Below are 15,396 nucleotides of genomic sequence, written 5' to 3'. Positions count from 1 at the left end.
GCCCTCCCCCAGATCACCCGCGCGCCCAGCCGCTCGGGTGAAGGCGTGAACCGTGTCTTCACCGCGCAGAGCCAGGTTGTCTCCCAGGCCAGGGTCGTCACCGCGACGCTGGAGCTGGCCAGCCTCGTCCACCGCGGCTGGGCAGAGCTGGTGAAGCTGGCGTTGCCCATCACCTCGTTCGGCGACCTGATGGACACCGCGCACGGGCGGCCGGACGTCGCTCGAGCCGCGGCCCGTGAGTTGGAAAACACCGCCAAGGTGGCCACGTACCTCTACTTCCTCTTCGGCGAGGTGCCCCCTCGCGTCCGGATGGAATGGGCGTCGATGCTCAGCGAGTATGACGCGCCGTGGGACCTGAGGGACCTGGCCCGACTGCCCCAGTGGAACACGCTGGAGGTCACGAGCCGGCGCCAGCTTCAGGAGCTGGTGGACTGGCTGTTCGCGCAGATGAACCCGTCACGCACCCAGGCCGTGTCGCTGATGAACGACCTGGTGCGCTCGGCGCTGCTGCTCGCGAGCCACGCCCCCGTGGGAGAAATCGTCGCCGGGCACCTGCCGAAGCCAGCCCCCGCCAGGGTGGGAACGGTGCTGGACCTGCAAGTGGACCCATCGCGCATCCGCGTAGGCACCCATGTGCTGCTCGCATCCGGCGTTCACACGGTCCAGGCCGTGGTGGAGGACCTGGGCACCGGCACGGCACGGGCGCGCGTCTTCTCCACGAGCGCGGCCAGCGTGAACCTCGCGGAGAAGACGGTGGCGAAGTTCTCCGAGCCCGAGCAGCAAGGCGGCCTGCTCCCGACGCCGCGGCGGACACTGCTCCGGTGACCGCGGAACGGCGAGTGCGCCAGGTGAAGCTCGCGGCGGCCAGCACCGCGCTCGTCCGGAGAGGGGCGGTCCTCCTGGAGGATGCACTGCGCACCGCATCCCTTCCGGATGCTCCCGGGGGGCGGCTGCTGGTCATCCGCCAGTTGTCGCTCGGAACGATTCACGCGGACCGCAGCCCGGCCGCACTCTCGCTCGTCGTGGAGCAACGCGTGCGCGAGGTGGCGCGGCTCGCGGTGCATGCGAGGTCGCAGTCCGCCGCCACCGCGCAGGCGGTCTACTTCCGGGATGAACTGGAACCCTTCGTGCTGCTGGCCACCCGGCTTGCCCAAGGGCTGCCCCTGGACGACTGGTTCTGGCGGCCGGCCGTTCCTGGACGGCACCCGGGGATGTCCCGAGACGACGCGCTCCGCCTCACGCTCGCCAGCGCGTTGCGGACGGAGCTGGGCCATGCCGCCGCGGTGACGCTCGTCTCCGAGCTGCACGCGCTCGGCGCGCTGGCCCCCCTGTTAGGCGCGCTGCGATGGCAGGATGGACCCGCGCTCGCCCGAGCCTGGTGGGGACACCTGCCGTCCCGCCCGGCGCCGCGGCTGCCCCTGGACGACGTGGGCCCGCTGGAGCAGGTCTCCGAACCGCTCCAGCGTACCCTCGCGCGCTGGGCACGAACCTGGGGGGCCGACGACGCCCGTGCCTTGTGGCTGGCCGCGGTGGCGCTCTGCACGCACATGCCATCCCGGGTAGCCGCGCCCAATCTCCCAGCGCGGGCATGGCGGGTGCTGGGGGCGCTCCAGGCTTCCCCTACGGCGCACCTGCCCACGCCACGGGAATCGCTCGAACAAGCCCCTCCGAAGCCGGACACGCCCACTGCCACCGCTGAAACGGCCATGGTTCCGGGCATCGCAGCGTCGTCGCATCCATCGGTGCGGGCTCTTTCCGGCGCCCCTACTTCCGACAACGTGACGAAGCCCCTGGAGGCCACACCCGCGTCCCCGGCGGGGGTGACTGCAGTTCCACAGACGAGGGTACGCCCCGCGCCCGCGGACACGGACGAGGCACCTGGAGACACTGGAACCACGCCTCAGGATGCTCGCCAGCGCGACGTGACGGAGGAAGCGCTCCCCACAGTCGCAGGGGGACTCCTCTTCCTCGTGCCCATGCTGAATGCACTGGGCCTCGGGGAGTTCCTTGCGGGCCACCCGGCCCTTTCCGACCTTGGAATCCCGGAGCGCTTCCTCTGTCACGTCGCCGAGCGCCTGGGTGTTCCTCCGACGGACCCACTGTTCCGCGTGCTCCAGGAGGCCACAGCAGGGCCGTTGCCCGAGCCCAGCCCCTTCGTCCTCCCTGTGCGCTTCCAGACAGGCGTCGGCGCGCGAGCACCGTTCCGTCTCGTCCGCGAACCCACGGGACGCTGCGTTGCCTTCGATGCACGAACCCGGGTACCGCTCGCCTCGACGTCTCACGGGGAAGCGCTGCCCCCACCTTTCGACCGATGCCTCACGACGCCCCTGGCACATCGACTCCCCTGGGATGACGCCAACCTCATGCTGCGCGCGGGCCTCCTCGCGGTGGGCCGCGTCACGCGACGGCTGGCACGCATGGGGCTGAGAGCGCTCGTCCTCCGTCCCGGCTGCCTCGTCGCGACCCGCACGCATCTGGACATCGTCTTCGCCGCCTCGCAGGCGGACATCCGCATCCGCCGCGTGGGGCTCGACATCAACCCGGGCTGGGTTCCCTGGCTCGCCCGCGTCATCCAGTACCACTATCAATACGACGAGACCGGAGCATGACGACGTCTTCCCTGCCCCTTCGCACCACGGTCCTCGCGGCGTTGGCCCTCACCCAAGAGGGCTCAGGGGATGGAGAAGCCATCGAGCTGCGCTTCCTGCGACAGCACCTGGATGCAACGGGGCGGGACTGGGGCGCTCGCGCTCGGGAGCGCCTCACACGGCCGGGCTCCGAGGATGCTGGACTCGTCATGCTCGGCGAAGTGCTCAGGCTCTCCCTGGTAGAGCTCCTGGCAGTGGCCCTGGTCGCCGCCGTCGAGCAGGACCCGATGGTGGGCCGGGCCGTCGCGTACCTTCAAGCGCCCGTGGAGGCCTCCCGGCCAACGCTGGGACTGGTTTCCAGCGCACTGGCGCCGGCCGCTTCCGGAGACCAGGAGGCCCTGCTCCTCCTCACCGCCGGAGCGGCCCTGGGCAGCGGGCTGCTGACGCGCCTCCGGGAGGACCTGCCACTGTGTGAGCAAACGCTGGCCATGCCGCTGCCGCTCTTCCTGGCGTTGTCCGGGCACGACGTCACCTGGCCTGGAGCAACGCTCGGCTCGGCCCGCCTCATGGACGTACCGCTGCCTCCCTCCATCATGGATGGCGTGCGCCGGCATGCGCGCTTTCTCGCAGGCTCGCCTCGGTCGACGCTCGTGCTGCGCGGCACGTCGGTTTCTGAAACCCGCACCGTGGCGGCGGCGGTCGCCATGACGCTCGGACGAGCCCCCCTCTTCCTCGGAGCGGAGCTACAGCGGGGCTTGGGGCCCTTCCTGATTCAGCGAGGGCTGCTTCCCATTCATGTCCACGACCTCGCGCCCGGCGAACGGAAGGTGCTTCCCAACGTGCCGTACTACGACGGCCCCGTGCTGGCCATCACCGGACCCGAGGGCACGCTCGACGCGACGGACCGCGCGGTGTTGCGCTGGTCCGTTCCACGACCTCCCAGCGAGGAGCGGCGGGCCCTGTGGGAATCCTCACTGGGCGCACCGAACCTCGCCGAGGAGCTGGCCCGACGGCACCGTCAGGGAGCAGGGCGGATTGCCCAGCTTGGCCGGCTGGCCCGGCAGAAGGCGGAGCTGGACGGGCGACCGGCGCCCGAGCTGCAAGACGTGCTCGCAGCGGCCTGGGAGGCGGAATCCGAGGGCATGAGCACGCTCGCGGAGCCCTTGATGGACGCCATCCACGACGACGCCATCGTCCTCGTGCCCCAGGTGAAACGAGAATTGGAGCTTCTCCTGGCGCGGTGCCGTGCTCGGGACGATCTGGTCCACGGCCTGGGCCCCTCCGCGACGGTGCGCTATCGCGCGGGTGTCCGGGCACTCTTCATGGGCGCGTCGGGAACGGGCAAGACACTCGCCGCGGGATGGCTGGCCACGAAACTCGGTCTGCCGCTCTACCGCGTGGATCTGGCATCCGTGACGAGCAAGTACATCGGAGAGACGGAGAAGAACCTCTCGCAGCTCTTCGCGCGGGCCGAGCATGCCGACCTGGTGCTGCTCTTCGATGAGGCGGACTCGCTCTTCGCCAAGCGCACCGACGTGAAGGACTCGAACGACCGGTTCGCCAACGCACAGACGAACTACCTGCTCCAACGAATCGAGGCCTTCGACGGCGTGACCATCCTGACCAGCAACAGCAAGAGCCGGTTCGATTCAGCCTTTACGCGCCGGCTCGATGCCATCATCGACTTCACCCTGCCCGGGCCCGCCGAGCGGCGCGCGCTCTGGACCACGCATCTGGGCATGGCGCACGAACTTCCCGCCAAGGAGTTGAACCGACTGGCGGCGACGGCGGACCTGGCCGGAGGGCAGATTCGCAACGTGGTGCTGACGGCCGCGCTCATCGCGCGTGAGGCGGGCCGCTCCATCCAACCACCGGACATCATCGAGGCGCTCGTGCATGAGTACCGGAAGCAGGGCCGCGAGCCCCCCTCCGAGCTCCGCACCACGCCCCTGGGCTCCGCTAACGGCGCCCGTGACCCATGGCGCCGCTAACGTGGCAGTCCAACCGGCCCCTTCTGCTCATCCCCTTTTCGATTCTGATTTGCGCACCTTGTACTTCAGCCAGAGCATGTCGCCCTTCCGCGGCTCGCAGGAGACCAGCTTGAGATGGCGGACCGGGCCCCGTCCCTCGCCCGCATCGAACAGGGAAGGCGTTCCGATGGAGCCATCCGCGATGGGCGCCACCAAGACGCTCAGCTCGTCGATGAGGTCCTCAGCCAGGAAGGAACCGTTGATCTTCCCACCGCCCTCCAGGAGCAACCGCTTGATGCCGAAGTCCTTTCGGAGCTTTTCGAGCACCTTCTTCAGGTTCAGCTCCGTCTTGCCGCCAAACAGGTAGGAGACGCCCTTCGATTGGAGGAAGGCCAGGTAGTCGTCAGAGACCTGCTCCGTGAGAATGGTGATGACGTGCTCGTCATCGATGGAGCCCGACTTCCAGGTGAGCTTGCCCGAGGGGTCCAGCGCGATGGCGTAGGACTCCGCGTCGCGTCTCGCGATGAAGTCCGTCCTTGGAATCGGCTGGCCTGACTTGCGCACCGGAACCTTCGCCTTCCCCGCGTAGGGCTCCATCGAAATCCGGCCAATCATCCAGGCGTCGGCGTCGAACGTCTCGGCCGTCCGCTCGTACTCGGACAGGGCGCGCGACGGGAGCTTCCATCTCGTCGTGGCGATGCGCCCATCGATGGAGGGCACCATGTGGCAAATCACGTACGGGCGCTTTGCTCGGCGCATCTGCTGTCTCCTCGGACTCTGGGCGCGGTCGACAGGGTGACGTCTTCCCGACGAGCCCCTGGGACCGCCTCAAACGGCTTTCCAGCGGCGGGGGTGCCCCATGCCTGAATCGTGTTCATCGTATTGCTCCTGGGAGAAGGGAGGGATTCTCCGGAGAAGGACAGTTCAATACGCTCCACGTTTCCAGGGCACTAGGCGCCGTCGCGCCATATGGGATTTGAAGCCATGCTTGATAATCGGCTACCGCGCCTACCTGTTAGGGACTCACGCGATGAAGACGGCGCTTCTCCCTCAGCTTCAGACCTTCCTCGTGGTGGCGCGCCTGCGCAGCTTCAGTGCGGCGGCTCGCGAACTGGGGCTCTCTGCCTCCGCGGTCAGCCAGTCTGTTCGCCAGCTCAAAGCGCAACTCAATGTAGTCCTGCTGACCCGCACCACGCGGAGCGTGTCGCTGACCGAAGTGGGCAGGCGCTTGGTCGAGAAGGCAGGCCCCGCCCTGGGTCAGACCTTCGCGGCCCTCACCGAGGTCTCAGCGAATCCAGGTGAGCCGGTCGGCCGGCTCCGGCTGTCGGTGCCCCGGACCGCGGTGCCCTTTGTCATCACGCCCGTGCAGCCGACCTTTCGCGCACGCCACCCACGCGTGGAGGTGGAGGTCGTCGTCGAGGACCGCCTCGTGGACGTCTTGCCGAGGCCTGGGAGCTGGCGCGCGGCCGGCGGAACTGGCGTGTGCCCGTGCGCGGAGGCGTCGTCACCAATGAAAGCCGGCTGACCACGATTCTGGCGGAGGAGAACATGGGACTCGCCTATTGCCTTGAGTCGACAGTGGCGAAGCAGCTCCGGAGCGGGCGGCTGAGGTGTGTGTTTGAGGCGTACGCGCCCACGGTGCCTGGCTTCTTTCTCTACTACCCCAGCCGTGCGCAGCGCTCCGAGCCGCTGCGCCTCTTCGTCGAGATGGCGAAGGAGCTGGCTGCGCGTGCCTTCGATTAGCTACAGGTCAGCACGGGCGCGAGGGGTTGAATGACTTGCTTTCGGGTCAAGAAGACGGCGAAGACGCCTGAGCCAGGGCCCTCAGGTCGAACTCCTTCACTCCCCGGAGAGTCCGGTAGCGCTCCGGGAAGGCCGTGAGGATGAGAATCTGCAACGTGTCCCCCGCGCTCTCGATGACCTCCAGGGCGCGCTGGTGCCGGGCCGCGTCCGTGTTCACCAGTGCGTCGTCGAGGACGACGAGCTGTGGCTCCGGCCGCGGCCCTTTCTTGGCCAGCAGATCCCCGAGCGCCAGCCTCAAAGCGAACAGGGTCTGCTCCCGCATCCCCCACGAAAAGCCCTCCAGCGGCCAGAGGCCCCCCGCCGTCTGCAACCGTGCCTCGCTGAACTCTGCGTCCAGCAAGAGTTGCTCGAGCCGCCCTCCTCCACGGATATACGCAAGGCGGGAGTGGATCTCCTGCTCGATGGGCGCCAGGAACGTCTGGTTCACTTGGTCCTGCCAGGCCTGGGACATCGTGCGGAGGCTCTCCGCGGCCCGGGCCCGTGTCTCCAGTCGCTGGTACGCGGCTTCCGCCAGGGCCAGCTTCTCCTCCGCCTCGCAGAGCCGCGAGTACAGACCGTCCGCTGCCGCCTGCTCCAGCAGCGCCTGCGCCCGGATGCGCTTCTCCTGGTTCTTCTTCTCCTCGTCTCCGATCCGCTCCAACGTGTCCTGCAGCTTCTTACGCTCGACTGTGGCGCGTGCTTCCAGCCTGGGAAGTTGCGCTCGGAGCCCCCTGACCATGTTCTCCAGACGGTTCAGCTCCGCCTCCGCCCGCTCTACCTCCGCGCCCAGCCCTTCGAGGGACAAGCCCAGGGTGTTGAGCTGGGTCTTCAGCTCCAAGCCCAGCGCCTGGGCCGCAGCCTGCGCGGAGTTGCGCCCCTGAGTGACGACCTTGAGGTGCTGCTCTGCCTTCCGGAGAGCTCCTTCCACCTCATCCCGCGCCTTGTCCCGGGCCTTCACCTCCTGCCTGCGGACCTTGAGTTCCTCCGTCAGCGCCTTCAGCTCGGGAAATGGGTGGGTCTGTAGCTCCTCCCGCGAAAGGTTGAGCTGGGCGCTCAGTGCCCCCGTCTTCCGTGCTTGCTCACGCTGCTGTTCCCTGAGCACCTCGACGCTCTCGACTTTGTTGTCCTCCAAGAACTGGCTCCGTGCCTCCTCGTACTTCGACAGCTCCTGAAGCACGACCTGCTGGGACTCCCACGCCGCGCGCAGACCCACCACATCATCGACTCCGTGCTCATGGAGGCGGCGCGCCAGGTCCTTCCGGTGCTTCTCGACCTCCGCTTCGAGTTTGCCAATCTCCTCGGCCGCGGTGCGCACGCGGACTTCACCCACTCCCTTGATGCGCAGTGCACCAGCGCGCACCCCCGAGAAGACCTTCTGCTCCTCCCTTGTGAGTTTGTGCGGTGTGGTGTGACCCTGGGCCTCCCACTCGATACGCTGCGGGCTCTCGGCCGTGAAGGAGACCTCGACCCCCTGTGCGTCCAGCCTGTCCAGGGCCTGATTCAGCTTGCGCTGCACCTCCTCGGCGCGCTTTACCTCTGCGTCTGGAAGCGCCTTCAGCGCCGCAGTCTTGCGTCGGGCATTCTCCACTGCGGTCTCCACCCGCGTCCCCTGCTTGACGAGCCCGTCCAACTTCCGCTGCTCCGCCAGGGAAGCGCGCGCATCTTCGAGGAGTCGTCCTCGTTCCACGCGCTGCTCCGCCAGCTCCACTTCCCCCTGCTGAGCCTTGTGTCGCTCGCGTGCTTCGCGAGCCCCGTCTTCGGCGCGCCGGACGAGTCCCTGGGCCTCCTGCAAGGCCGGCTCGTTGCGAGCAAGCAGGTCCTCCTGCTGGACCACCTTCTGCTGGAGCGCGAGAAGCTCTCGCTGCTTCTGGTCCAGCGCCTGCCACTCTTTTCGCTGACGCTCGACGTCCTTCTCCCGGAGCGCCGCCTGCTGCTCCAGCTTCTCCTCCTCCGCGATGCGCTCCTGCAAGCTAGCGAGCCGCTGCTCATAGGTCCTCCGTTCCTCCGCCAGGGAGAGCTGCTTCTGGCCGAGGTCCATGCTCTCGCTGGCAAGCTGCTCGATCTCCGCCAACCGCTGAGTCAACCGAGCTGCCTCCTCGCGCAACTCCCGCCTGCGAGCACCCTCACGATCAAGGTCGCTTCCGGTGACGAGCTTTCCCGTCTTGGGCGTGAAGAACTGGCGGTAGGCCCCCTCCATTGCCTTCAGGAGGGACTGTTCCTCGTTGCTCAGGGCGGCGACTCCAACCGTCTCCAGGAGGCGGGCCTTGAGCGGTGTATCGAGGCCGGGCAAGTCGTACCGCTCTTCCGACTGATTCAACCAGAGCAGCCGAGCCAAGCCCCAGTTGCCCACCTTCGTCACGCCGTTGCCGGGCACGCTGGAGACAAGGAAGCCTCGGAGCAATGCATCCGCCTCCTGCGATTCAGCGAGCCGCTCGAACCGACTCCCCGTCCACTCATCCAGGACGCTACTGGCGTCGTCCAGGAAAGCCTTCTCAAGCCGGTAGCGCTTCCCCCCCGTCTCGAACTCCAGCTTCACTCGCGGAGAGAGCTTGGTCTGCCAGGGACGAAGCAGGTTCATCTCTCGGTCCTTCGTGGAGTGGCGGTCGAACAGCGCCCTTGCGACGGCCAGGATGAGGCTCGACTTACCCGTCTCATTGGGCGCATGGATGACATGGATGCCCGTTCCCAGCCCTTGCAGGTCCACCGGGCTCCGGAAGCAGCGAAAGTGCTGGACGCAAAGCCTGCGCAAAATCATTTCCACACCTCCATCACCAGCTCTGACAGCAACTGTCTGGCCGCGGTCCTGACGGGCTCCGGCGTGGCACCTGGTCCAACTGCGGCCAGTTTGTTCAGCCCATCCAGCAACGAGGAGACCAGACTGCTCGAACCTGCGATGTCCGCGAGGCGCCCCTCTGCCTTCGCGCGTGGTATGTCCTCGCGCTCGATGCAGACATGAAGGAGCCCTCCCCCCTGAAGCTCCTCACGGAACGCCTCCAACCCTGATGAGGCGTCCTCGGAAGAAAATCCCGTCGTGTGAATGCGCAGCAGCGCCCTTTCGGGGCGCGCCAGCTGCGCCACGAACTCCCGAGCCCGAGCCACCTCCTGCTCGTGCCCCTGACTCAGGTCCAGCTCCACCGTCCTCCAGGTCAGCGCCCCTGTTGCAATCGGCTCCAGCCGGGGCACGGCGCCCCGCGACGAGAGTTCCACCAGCAGCGCCTGCCCCGAGCCCACCTCACCGAACTTCGTCGTCTCGTGGGCTCCCGAGTAGGCCGTACGACCGTCATGGACGTACTGCCCATGCCAGTGACCCAAGGCCAGGTAGTCGAGGCCAGCGCGGACCGCCGCGTCCGGTGCGATGGGGAAGTCGTCCGCGGCGTGCTTGCCTTCGATGCGCAGGGAGCCATGCGCCACGCCGATGCGAATCACGTCCAGGCCGGACGCCATCTCCCAGCCGGCGGTGGGGTCCTTCATACCCTTCTTCTGGCGGAGTGGCGCGGGGAGCAACACGGCATCGGTGTGCGGGATGGGCACCGCCGCATTCCCATCCAGCACCGTGATGTGATCCGGGCGCTGATTCCAGGAGGCCCGGCGGAAGACGGCATCCGGCGTCAGCGCATCGTGGTTGCCGGGCAGGACGTACACGGGCGCGAGAGAGCCCGCGAGCACCTTGATGACCGCATGGACGACGCGGTCCTCGACGACATTGTGCTCGAAGATGTCACCCGCCAGGACGACGGCATCCACCTTCGACCGGTTGGCCGCGCTGATGACGTTGCTCGCGGCCTCCAGTCTCGCCTTCCGCACGTCCTCCGCGACATGCGCCACATGACGGGCTCGGAGGCCCATCTGCCAATCCGCTGAATGAAGAATCCTGACCATTTAAAGGACGGTACAGATGTGTCGCGGAGCCGCACATACCTCCAGGGTGGTAGTACTGGCTTCATGAGATCTGACGTGGAGGGGCCACGCCTATCCGGCGAGGCTGACGCGGAGTTCGAGCGCGTTGAAACACGCAGGGGTGATGTACTGGCTGGGACCTCGTCGAGCATGGCGATGAGCGGCGAGGTGGCCCGGCGGAAGTCCGCGCCGTAATTGAGCTTGGAGATGAACCGCGCGCTCATCTTCCGCGCGAAGAAACACGAAGCCCTCGCATCCTCCGTCCAGTTGTCGCTGGAGAGCACGCCGAGCCGCTGCGCCCCTTCATCAAGGCGGCGGAGGAGCTGGCCATGAGCACCTTCGAATAGCGACAGGCCAGCACGGGCGCAAGGGGGGAGCGTCTACCTCTCCGGAGGTACTGACAGACAGTGACCAGGGACCTATTCAGGACCTGAACGTCTATGCTGTCCATCGGTGCATCTACTGGCCGGGGGGATGAATGGTCGCGTCAATTCACTTCAGCTCGCGTGAGCGCATGCTCATGCGCGATGTCGCCGTCGCACTCAATGGTTCGCTGCACCTGCCAGACATGCTGGGACAAGCGAGAAGACTGCTGACCCAGCTCGTCCCCGCCGATTACACGGGTCTGTGCATCGTCAGCCGAGGGCGACCATCGACATACGAGTGGGTCGAGGAGGCAGGCGCACCCAACGCCCTGCTGGCCCGGTATGCCGAGCTGCAACCCGATGACTTCGTGCTCAAATCCGTCGTACGCCAACGCGACACGGTGCTCCGGGACTCGGAGATGCTGCCTCGAAAGGAACTGGAGAAGAGCCCGCTCTACCTGCGCAGCTGTGAGCTGGGTCTGAAACTGGAGCACGTCTTGGCCACGCTCATGACGGTCCAGCATGGCATGTACTGCGGCTTCACCATGTACCGGGACCGGCGACGCCCCTTCTCTCGGAAGGCTCAAGCGGCATTGCAGCTCCTCTCCCCCAGCTTTGTGGCCGCGATCTACAAAAGCCGCCACATGGACAGCCCGCTGACGGGCGAGCGCCTCCTGGACGCCATGAGTCGACGTCAGGGCTTCCAGTTCCTCGTCGTAGCGCCCCCCGCGTTCGAGACGCGTCGCTCCGAGCGCGCGACTGCGTTGGTGGAGAAGTGGTTCTCCAAAGACGAACGGACTCGGGCGGGACTTCCCAAGCCGATGATTGAGCACATCAAGACGTTGTCCCAGGTAGACATCCTCATGAGGCCGCGGGAGCACCGACTGATCTTCCCGCGCGACGATGAGAATCTGGTGGTGATCTTTATCGAACTTCCCGAATCGGATGGGCCGAGGCAGTGGGCGATGCTTCTGCACGAAGTTCCCAAGTCCATTCCGCTTCCAGAAGAGCTTGCTCAGTATTTGAGTGCGAGGGAGATGCAAATCGCGTGGGGGCTCCTCAGGAACTGGAGCCCAGAGTTGATTGCCAAGGAGTTCAACATCACTCTTCACACGGCGAAAACTCACGTGCGCAACATCTACAAGGCTCTGAACTGCGACAACCGGGTCGACTTCCTGTACCAGGCCGCGCGGCTCCTGCGACCTATTTGAAGCACACGGCATGACCATCCTCCCTTCTGAAGTACCCGCTGATGAGGAAGGATGATCCGGTCAAGGGGAGATGTCTCTACCTCTCGAGAGGTACGTGCTCTCCTCGGGTATCTGCGCGGCGAACCGCGCCAGAGTACTGGAGGGAATGCCATCCAAAGCGGCGATGAGCGGCAACGTGAAGCGACAAAAGCTCGTGTCATAGAGCGGCTCGGAGATGAACCGCGCGCCCATTCGCCGAGCAACGAGCGTGGGCGACCGAGGCAACCGCACCGTGTCCCACTACTCTTCCAGGGCGCGTGCCCGATCCTCGGGCGTGTAGAAGGGCGTACTCGACACGGCAGGTGTCACGGAATCTTCGGGAGTCCTCACCCTCCAGTTGGGGCTCAGCCAGCCGTGGTGGGCAATGGCCTGCTGGATGAGGCGCGCATCCACCTCCGAGCCTGTCTCCAGATTCGCCCTGGCAAGCCAGTGGTGACGCCGCGCCGCCGGCTCTCAGCGTAGAAGGCAGCCTGCAGCAGAACCACCGCATCAGAGTGCCGCCACTGCCGGTGCACGCAGAAGCGTGCTGCTTCCGCCACCACCTGTCCCTGTTCAACCAGACCCGTCAGGTCCAAGCGATGCTCCATCTCGACGCCCAGCACGCCGCCGGTCGCGGAGGCCACCTCGGGATTCGGCAGCAGTATCCGTACGGTCGCCACGGGCTCGTGCTCCACGTAGACGACCAGGTGGACGGTGCTCGACAATTTGTCGAAGCCATTCACCTCCCGCTGTGTCGGGAACTCCTGTCCGGCCATCAACCGCAGCTCGCCTCCGAAAACAACCCAACGGACCGAAGCGCGTCATCCAGCTCTTGCTGAGTCGTGACAACACGGCAGGTCATGGACGGCATGGGGCCCCTTCGACGTGGCGCAGGTCCGGCATCACGCCGGCCTGCGCCACGTGCGAAGGGCTCCGCGCCGTCGAACGGCGTGACCTCAGTCCCGCAGCGGGCCCTTTGTCGGCGCGTTCCGATTCAGGTTCTGGGGCAGCAGCCGCTTCTTCGCTCGCTGCTCCTTCAGGACCTTATCGAGCGCGTCACGAATGTCTTGTGGCAAGGGCTGCGCCGCCACCGCGCTGCACCGATTCCGGGTCTCCAGCGGGTCCTCCGTGAGGTCGTAGCACTCGTACTCACGAGGAATGAACCGCGCCGTGGCGACCTCGTCCGTGTTCCCCGCCGCGCCCGCGAAGAAGCGCGGGTTGTCCGAATAGCAGCTGTACTTCCAGAGCGTGTCTCCCGTGAGTTCGGGAAGGCGGGTGACCACCGTCTCGATGTGCTTGGGCTGGATGACGCCCGCGAACGCCTGGCCGGTGAGGTTGTTGGTCATCTGGAGCCCCGACTCGACGTTGTCGTCGGTCATGAAATAGATGGGCTCATGCCGCTCGGCCTCCCGGCCCAGCACCAGACCGGACAGGTCCCTGCCCACCAGCGGCTGTGCCTCCGAGTGCTCCCGTGCCAGCTCTCGCCGGGCCGCATCCGCGTCGATTCCGGCGAGCCCCAGCAGCGTCGGCACCAGGTCCACGTGCGACGTCACCACCTCCGTCCTCCGGGGCTCCGGAAACAGTCTTGGATTGGAGATGACGCACGGCACGTGCAGCGTCTCCTGATAGGCGTTGTACCACTTCTGCATCATGCCGCCGTGAGCCCCGAGCATCTCACCATGGTCGGACGTGAGGACGACGATGGTGTTCTCGAAGAAGGAGGTCTTCTTGAGATGTTCGTAGACCCGCTGGATGTGTTTACTCACCTCCGCCATGAGGAAGTAATAGAATTGCCGGTACGACGCGGTATCGCGCTGCGGCAAGTACATGCGCGGATACGTGTAGACGTAGTCCTTCTGACAGCGCGGCTTGCTTTCGAGCGACTCGCCTGCCGTCGGCGAAGGGGCCACGTCCGGCAGCTTCCCCGCTTGCTGAACTACTCCCCCAACGTGGGAACGGTGTTGGGCGCCAGCCAGTACATGTCTGGGTCGAACGAGGACTTCCCGATGCCGGGAGTCTGGCTCACTCCATGAAGCGACGGATATTGCCCCGTGTAGAGCGTGGTCCGGCTGGGCGCGCAGGCCGTGGAGGCCGTGTGGTGCCGGAGGAACTCGATGCCATGCTTGCGGAGCTCCTGTCCAACCTGGTCATTCTCGACGCGAAACCGACGGGCTTCTTCGTTCTCGTACGGAGGCGGAAATCGCTCCTCGTCCGTGGTGATGATGAGGAAGTTGGGGCGCTTGCCAGCAACCGTCATGTCACGACCTCCTGATGGGAAACGCAAACTGTAACGCAGAAGGCCGTGACGCATGACGACACCCGCACGTCTTTCTACTGCAGCGCGTCCATCAGCGCCGTCTGCAGCGTCTTCCGATTCTGCGGGAAGCCCTGATTGGGATAGGGCCGGGCTCCGCTCAGGAATTGCACATACTTCTGATACATCGGGTCAGAACGCGCGGGCTCCTGCTGATAGAAAGCCTGGGTGGCCTGCAGCAGATAGCGCGGCGTCGTGCCCTGCGGCGCGTCCCCGCTGAAGGCGATGAGGCTGCGCACGTCCGGGTCCTTCATGAAGTCGGTGAAGGCGCGGGCGTCCTCGGCACACGTCCCCGTGCACTGCGCGCTGACCACCAGCGCATCCACGAACACCGCGGGCGCGGAGCCCGTGCCCAGCGGAACGGAGATGACTTCTGGCAGCGCCATGCCCGGGTTGGCCTTCCGAACGAAGAACAGGCGCTCCGTGTAGCCCATGAAGCCGTTGGCCTGCCCCAAGGCGAACGCCTCTTCCGCCAGGGAAGTATCCGCGTAGGTTCCATCGAGGCACGGGTTGACGCCTGCCTCCAGCTCACAGCTCTTCACCACGTCCTCGAACGAATCCAGCGCCGACGTGTCCAGCGGCAGCGACAGTGCCTGGGACAACATGCCCGTGGGATTCGTGTCGGCCCACGCGTCCAAATAGGACGAGGGCAGCGTCCAGCTTCCGCTGTAATTGGCCGCCAACGGGCGCATCCCCGGTGCCACATCCGTGAGGATCTGGACCAGGGAGTCGCCATCCGTGGCCGACGACAGGTGGGGGCTGTTCGAGTAGACGACGTAGCTACACAGATAGGTCGGCACCCCGTAGCTCTGGCCAGCGATGGAGACGACTTCTTCCGCCGCTGGATGCGCGGCCCCCGCCTCCAGGGCGACGGGCTGCACCCAGCCCTTCGACACGAGCTCTCCCATGATGAGCGTGTCGATCTCCAGCACCTGCGCGGCCCCTGCTCCAGGCCCAAGAAGCTGGTTCAGGGTGCCTCCGTCATCCAGGTCATAGAGGTCCAGCTTCGCGTCGAACACGATGTCCACGTCGATGTCCGAATGCTCTCGCTCGAAATCCGCCTCCAGCCGCTGCTTGAGGCTGGCGAAGCCATCCCCCGCCGAGTCCGGGATGTAGGGGAAGAGGACAACTTTCAACGGCCGTGGGGCCTCGGGTTCGGGGTCCGAGCAGGCGCCCAGGGATAGGGCGAGAACGCAGGGCAAAGCTCTCCATTGCATGGCGTGGCTCCGGCGAAATGAGGGGGGACCGCCC

At 66.3% G+C, this 15,396-nt stretch carries 10 protein-coding genes and 2 pseudogenes; 5 read left to right on the top strand and 7 right to left on the bottom strand.

Annotated features, from left to right (window positions below; all coding sequences use genetic code 11):
• The 3 genes and pseudogenes from FL344_RS16930 to FL344_RS16920 all read left to right on the top strand — a co-directional run.
• Window positions 1-825: pseudogene (locus FL344_RS16930) on the top strand (hypothetical protein); the annotation flags it as partial.
• A 14-nt stretch (window positions 826-839) separates the two neighbouring features.
• A complete protein-coding gene (locus FL344_RS16925; RefSeq protein WP_228565119.1) occupies window positions 840-2,609 on the top strand; it encodes a hypothetical protein in 1,770 nt (589 codons plus the stop codon).
• On the top strand, window positions 2,606-4,579 hold the full coding sequence (locus FL344_RS16920; RefSeq protein ID WP_141619261.1) for an ATP-binding protein: 1,974 nt from the start codon (window positions 2,606-2,608) through the stop codon (window positions 4,577-4,579). The genes FL344_RS16925 and FL344_RS16920 overlap by 4 nt, the downstream gene beginning before the upstream one ends.
• A 27-nt stretch (window positions 4,580-4,606) precedes the next feature.
• On the opposite strand, the gene FL344_RS16915 is transcribed toward FL344_RS16920, so the two are convergent.
• Entirely contained in the window at window positions 4,607-5,317 is a 711-nt protein-coding gene (locus FL344_RS16915; protein WP_141619260.1) for a RibD family protein, read from the bottom strand.
• Between the two features lie 271 nt (window positions 5,318-5,588).
• On the opposite strand from FL344_RS16915, the pseudogene FL344_RS16910 reads away from it, so the two are divergent.
• Window positions 5,589-6,301, top strand: a pseudogene (locus tag FL344_RS16910) (LysR family transcriptional regulator).
• A 46-nt stretch (window positions 6,302-6,347) separates the two neighbouring features.
• On the opposite strand, the gene FL344_RS16905 reads toward FL344_RS16910, so the two are convergent.
• Window positions 6,348-9,095, bottom strand: coding sequence for an AAA family ATPase (locus tag FL344_RS16905; protein WP_141619259.1), 2,748 nt, complete (start codon window positions 9,093-9,095; stop codon window positions 6,348-6,350).
• Window positions 9,092-10,219, bottom strand: a complete 1,128-nt coding sequence (locus FL344_RS16900) for a DNA repair exonuclease (RefSeq protein ID WP_141619258.1) — start codon at window positions 10,217-10,219, stop codon at window positions 9,092-9,094. The genes FL344_RS16905 and FL344_RS16900 overlap by 4 nt, the downstream gene beginning before the upstream one ends.
• Before the next feature lie 538 nt (window positions 10,220-10,757).
• Between FL344_RS16900 and FL344_RS16895 the strand changes: the two genes are divergently transcribed.
• The gene (locus FL344_RS16895) at window positions 10,758-11,813 is read left to right on the top strand and encodes a response regulator transcription factor (protein ID WP_228565118.1); all 1,056 of its coding nucleotides are present in this window, start codon (window positions 10,758-10,760) and stop codon (window positions 11,811-11,813) included.
• Window positions 11,814-12,196: 383 nt separating this feature from the next.
• Here FL344_RS16895 and FL344_RS40030 read toward each other — a convergent pair whose 3' ends face one another.
• From FL344_RS40030 to FL344_RS16875, 4 genes are all read right to left on the bottom strand, one after another.
• A complete protein-coding gene (locus FL344_RS40030) occupies window positions 12,197-12,607 on the bottom strand; it encodes a GNAT family N-acetyltransferase (RefSeq protein WP_368667432.1) in 411 nt (136 codons plus the stop codon).
• Window positions 12,608-12,787: 180 nt separating this feature from the next.
• Window positions 12,788-13,741, bottom strand: a complete 954-nt coding sequence (locus tag FL344_RS16885; protein WP_228565117.1) for a sulfatase-like hydrolase/transferase — start codon at window positions 13,739-13,741, stop codon at window positions 12,788-12,790.
• A gap of 26 nt (window positions 13,742-13,767) precedes the next feature.
• A complete protein-coding gene (locus FL344_RS39115; protein WP_228565116.1) occupies window positions 13,768-14,088 on the bottom strand; it encodes a sulfatase-like hydrolase/transferase in 321 nt (106 codons plus the stop codon).
• Between the two features lie 74 nt (window positions 14,089-14,162).
• Window positions 14,163-15,362: an extracellular solute-binding protein gene (locus tag FL344_RS16875; protein WP_141619256.1), complete on the bottom strand. Its 1,200-nt coding sequence runs from the start codon at window positions 15,360-15,362 to the stop codon at window positions 14,163-14,165.
• Window positions 15,363-15,396: the final 34 nt, after the last annotated feature.

It is taken from the genome of Myxococcus sp. AB036A, from assembly GCF_006547355.1.
GTDB lineage: Bacteria > Myxococcota > Myxococcia > Myxococcales > Myxococcaceae > Myxococcus > Myxococcus virescens.
Note: the sequence above shows the minus strand (reverse complement) of the source record. Positions and strands in the feature narration are given on the sequence as shown.

Excerpts from the sequence above, each read along its gene's own strand:
- FL344_RS16920 (WP_141619261.1), top strand. The coding sequence starts at position 2,606 with ATGACGACGTCTTCCCTGCCCCTTCGCACCACGGTCCTCGCGGCGTTG.
- FL344_RS16915 (WP_141619260.1), bottom strand. The coding sequence starts at position 5,317 with ATGCGCCGAGCAAAGCGCCCGTACGTGATTTGCCACATGGTGCCCTCC.
- FL344_RS16905 (WP_141619259.1), bottom strand. The coding sequence starts at position 9,095 with ATGATTTTGCGCAGGCTTTGCGTCCAGCACTTTCGCTGCTTCCGGAGC.
- FL344_RS16900 (WP_141619258.1), bottom strand. The coding sequence starts at position 10,219 with ATGGTCAGGATTCTTCATTCAGCGGATTGGCAGATGGGCCTCCGAGCC.
- FL344_RS16895 (WP_228565118.1), top strand. The coding sequence starts at position 10,758 with ATGCGCGATGTCGCCGTCGCACTCAATGGTTCGCTGCACCTGCCAGAC.
- FL344_RS40030 (WP_368667432.1), bottom strand. The coding sequence starts at position 12,607 with ATGGCCGGACAGGAGTTCCCGACACAGCGGGAGGTGAATGGCTTCGAC.
- FL344_RS39115 (WP_228565116.1), bottom strand. The coding sequence starts at position 14,088 with ATGACGGTTGCTGGCAAGCGCCCCAACTTCCTCATCATCACCACGGAC.
- FL344_RS16875 (WP_141619256.1), bottom strand. The coding sequence starts at position 15,362 with ATGCAATGGAGAGCTTTGCCCTGCGTTCTCGCCCTATCCCTGGGCGCC.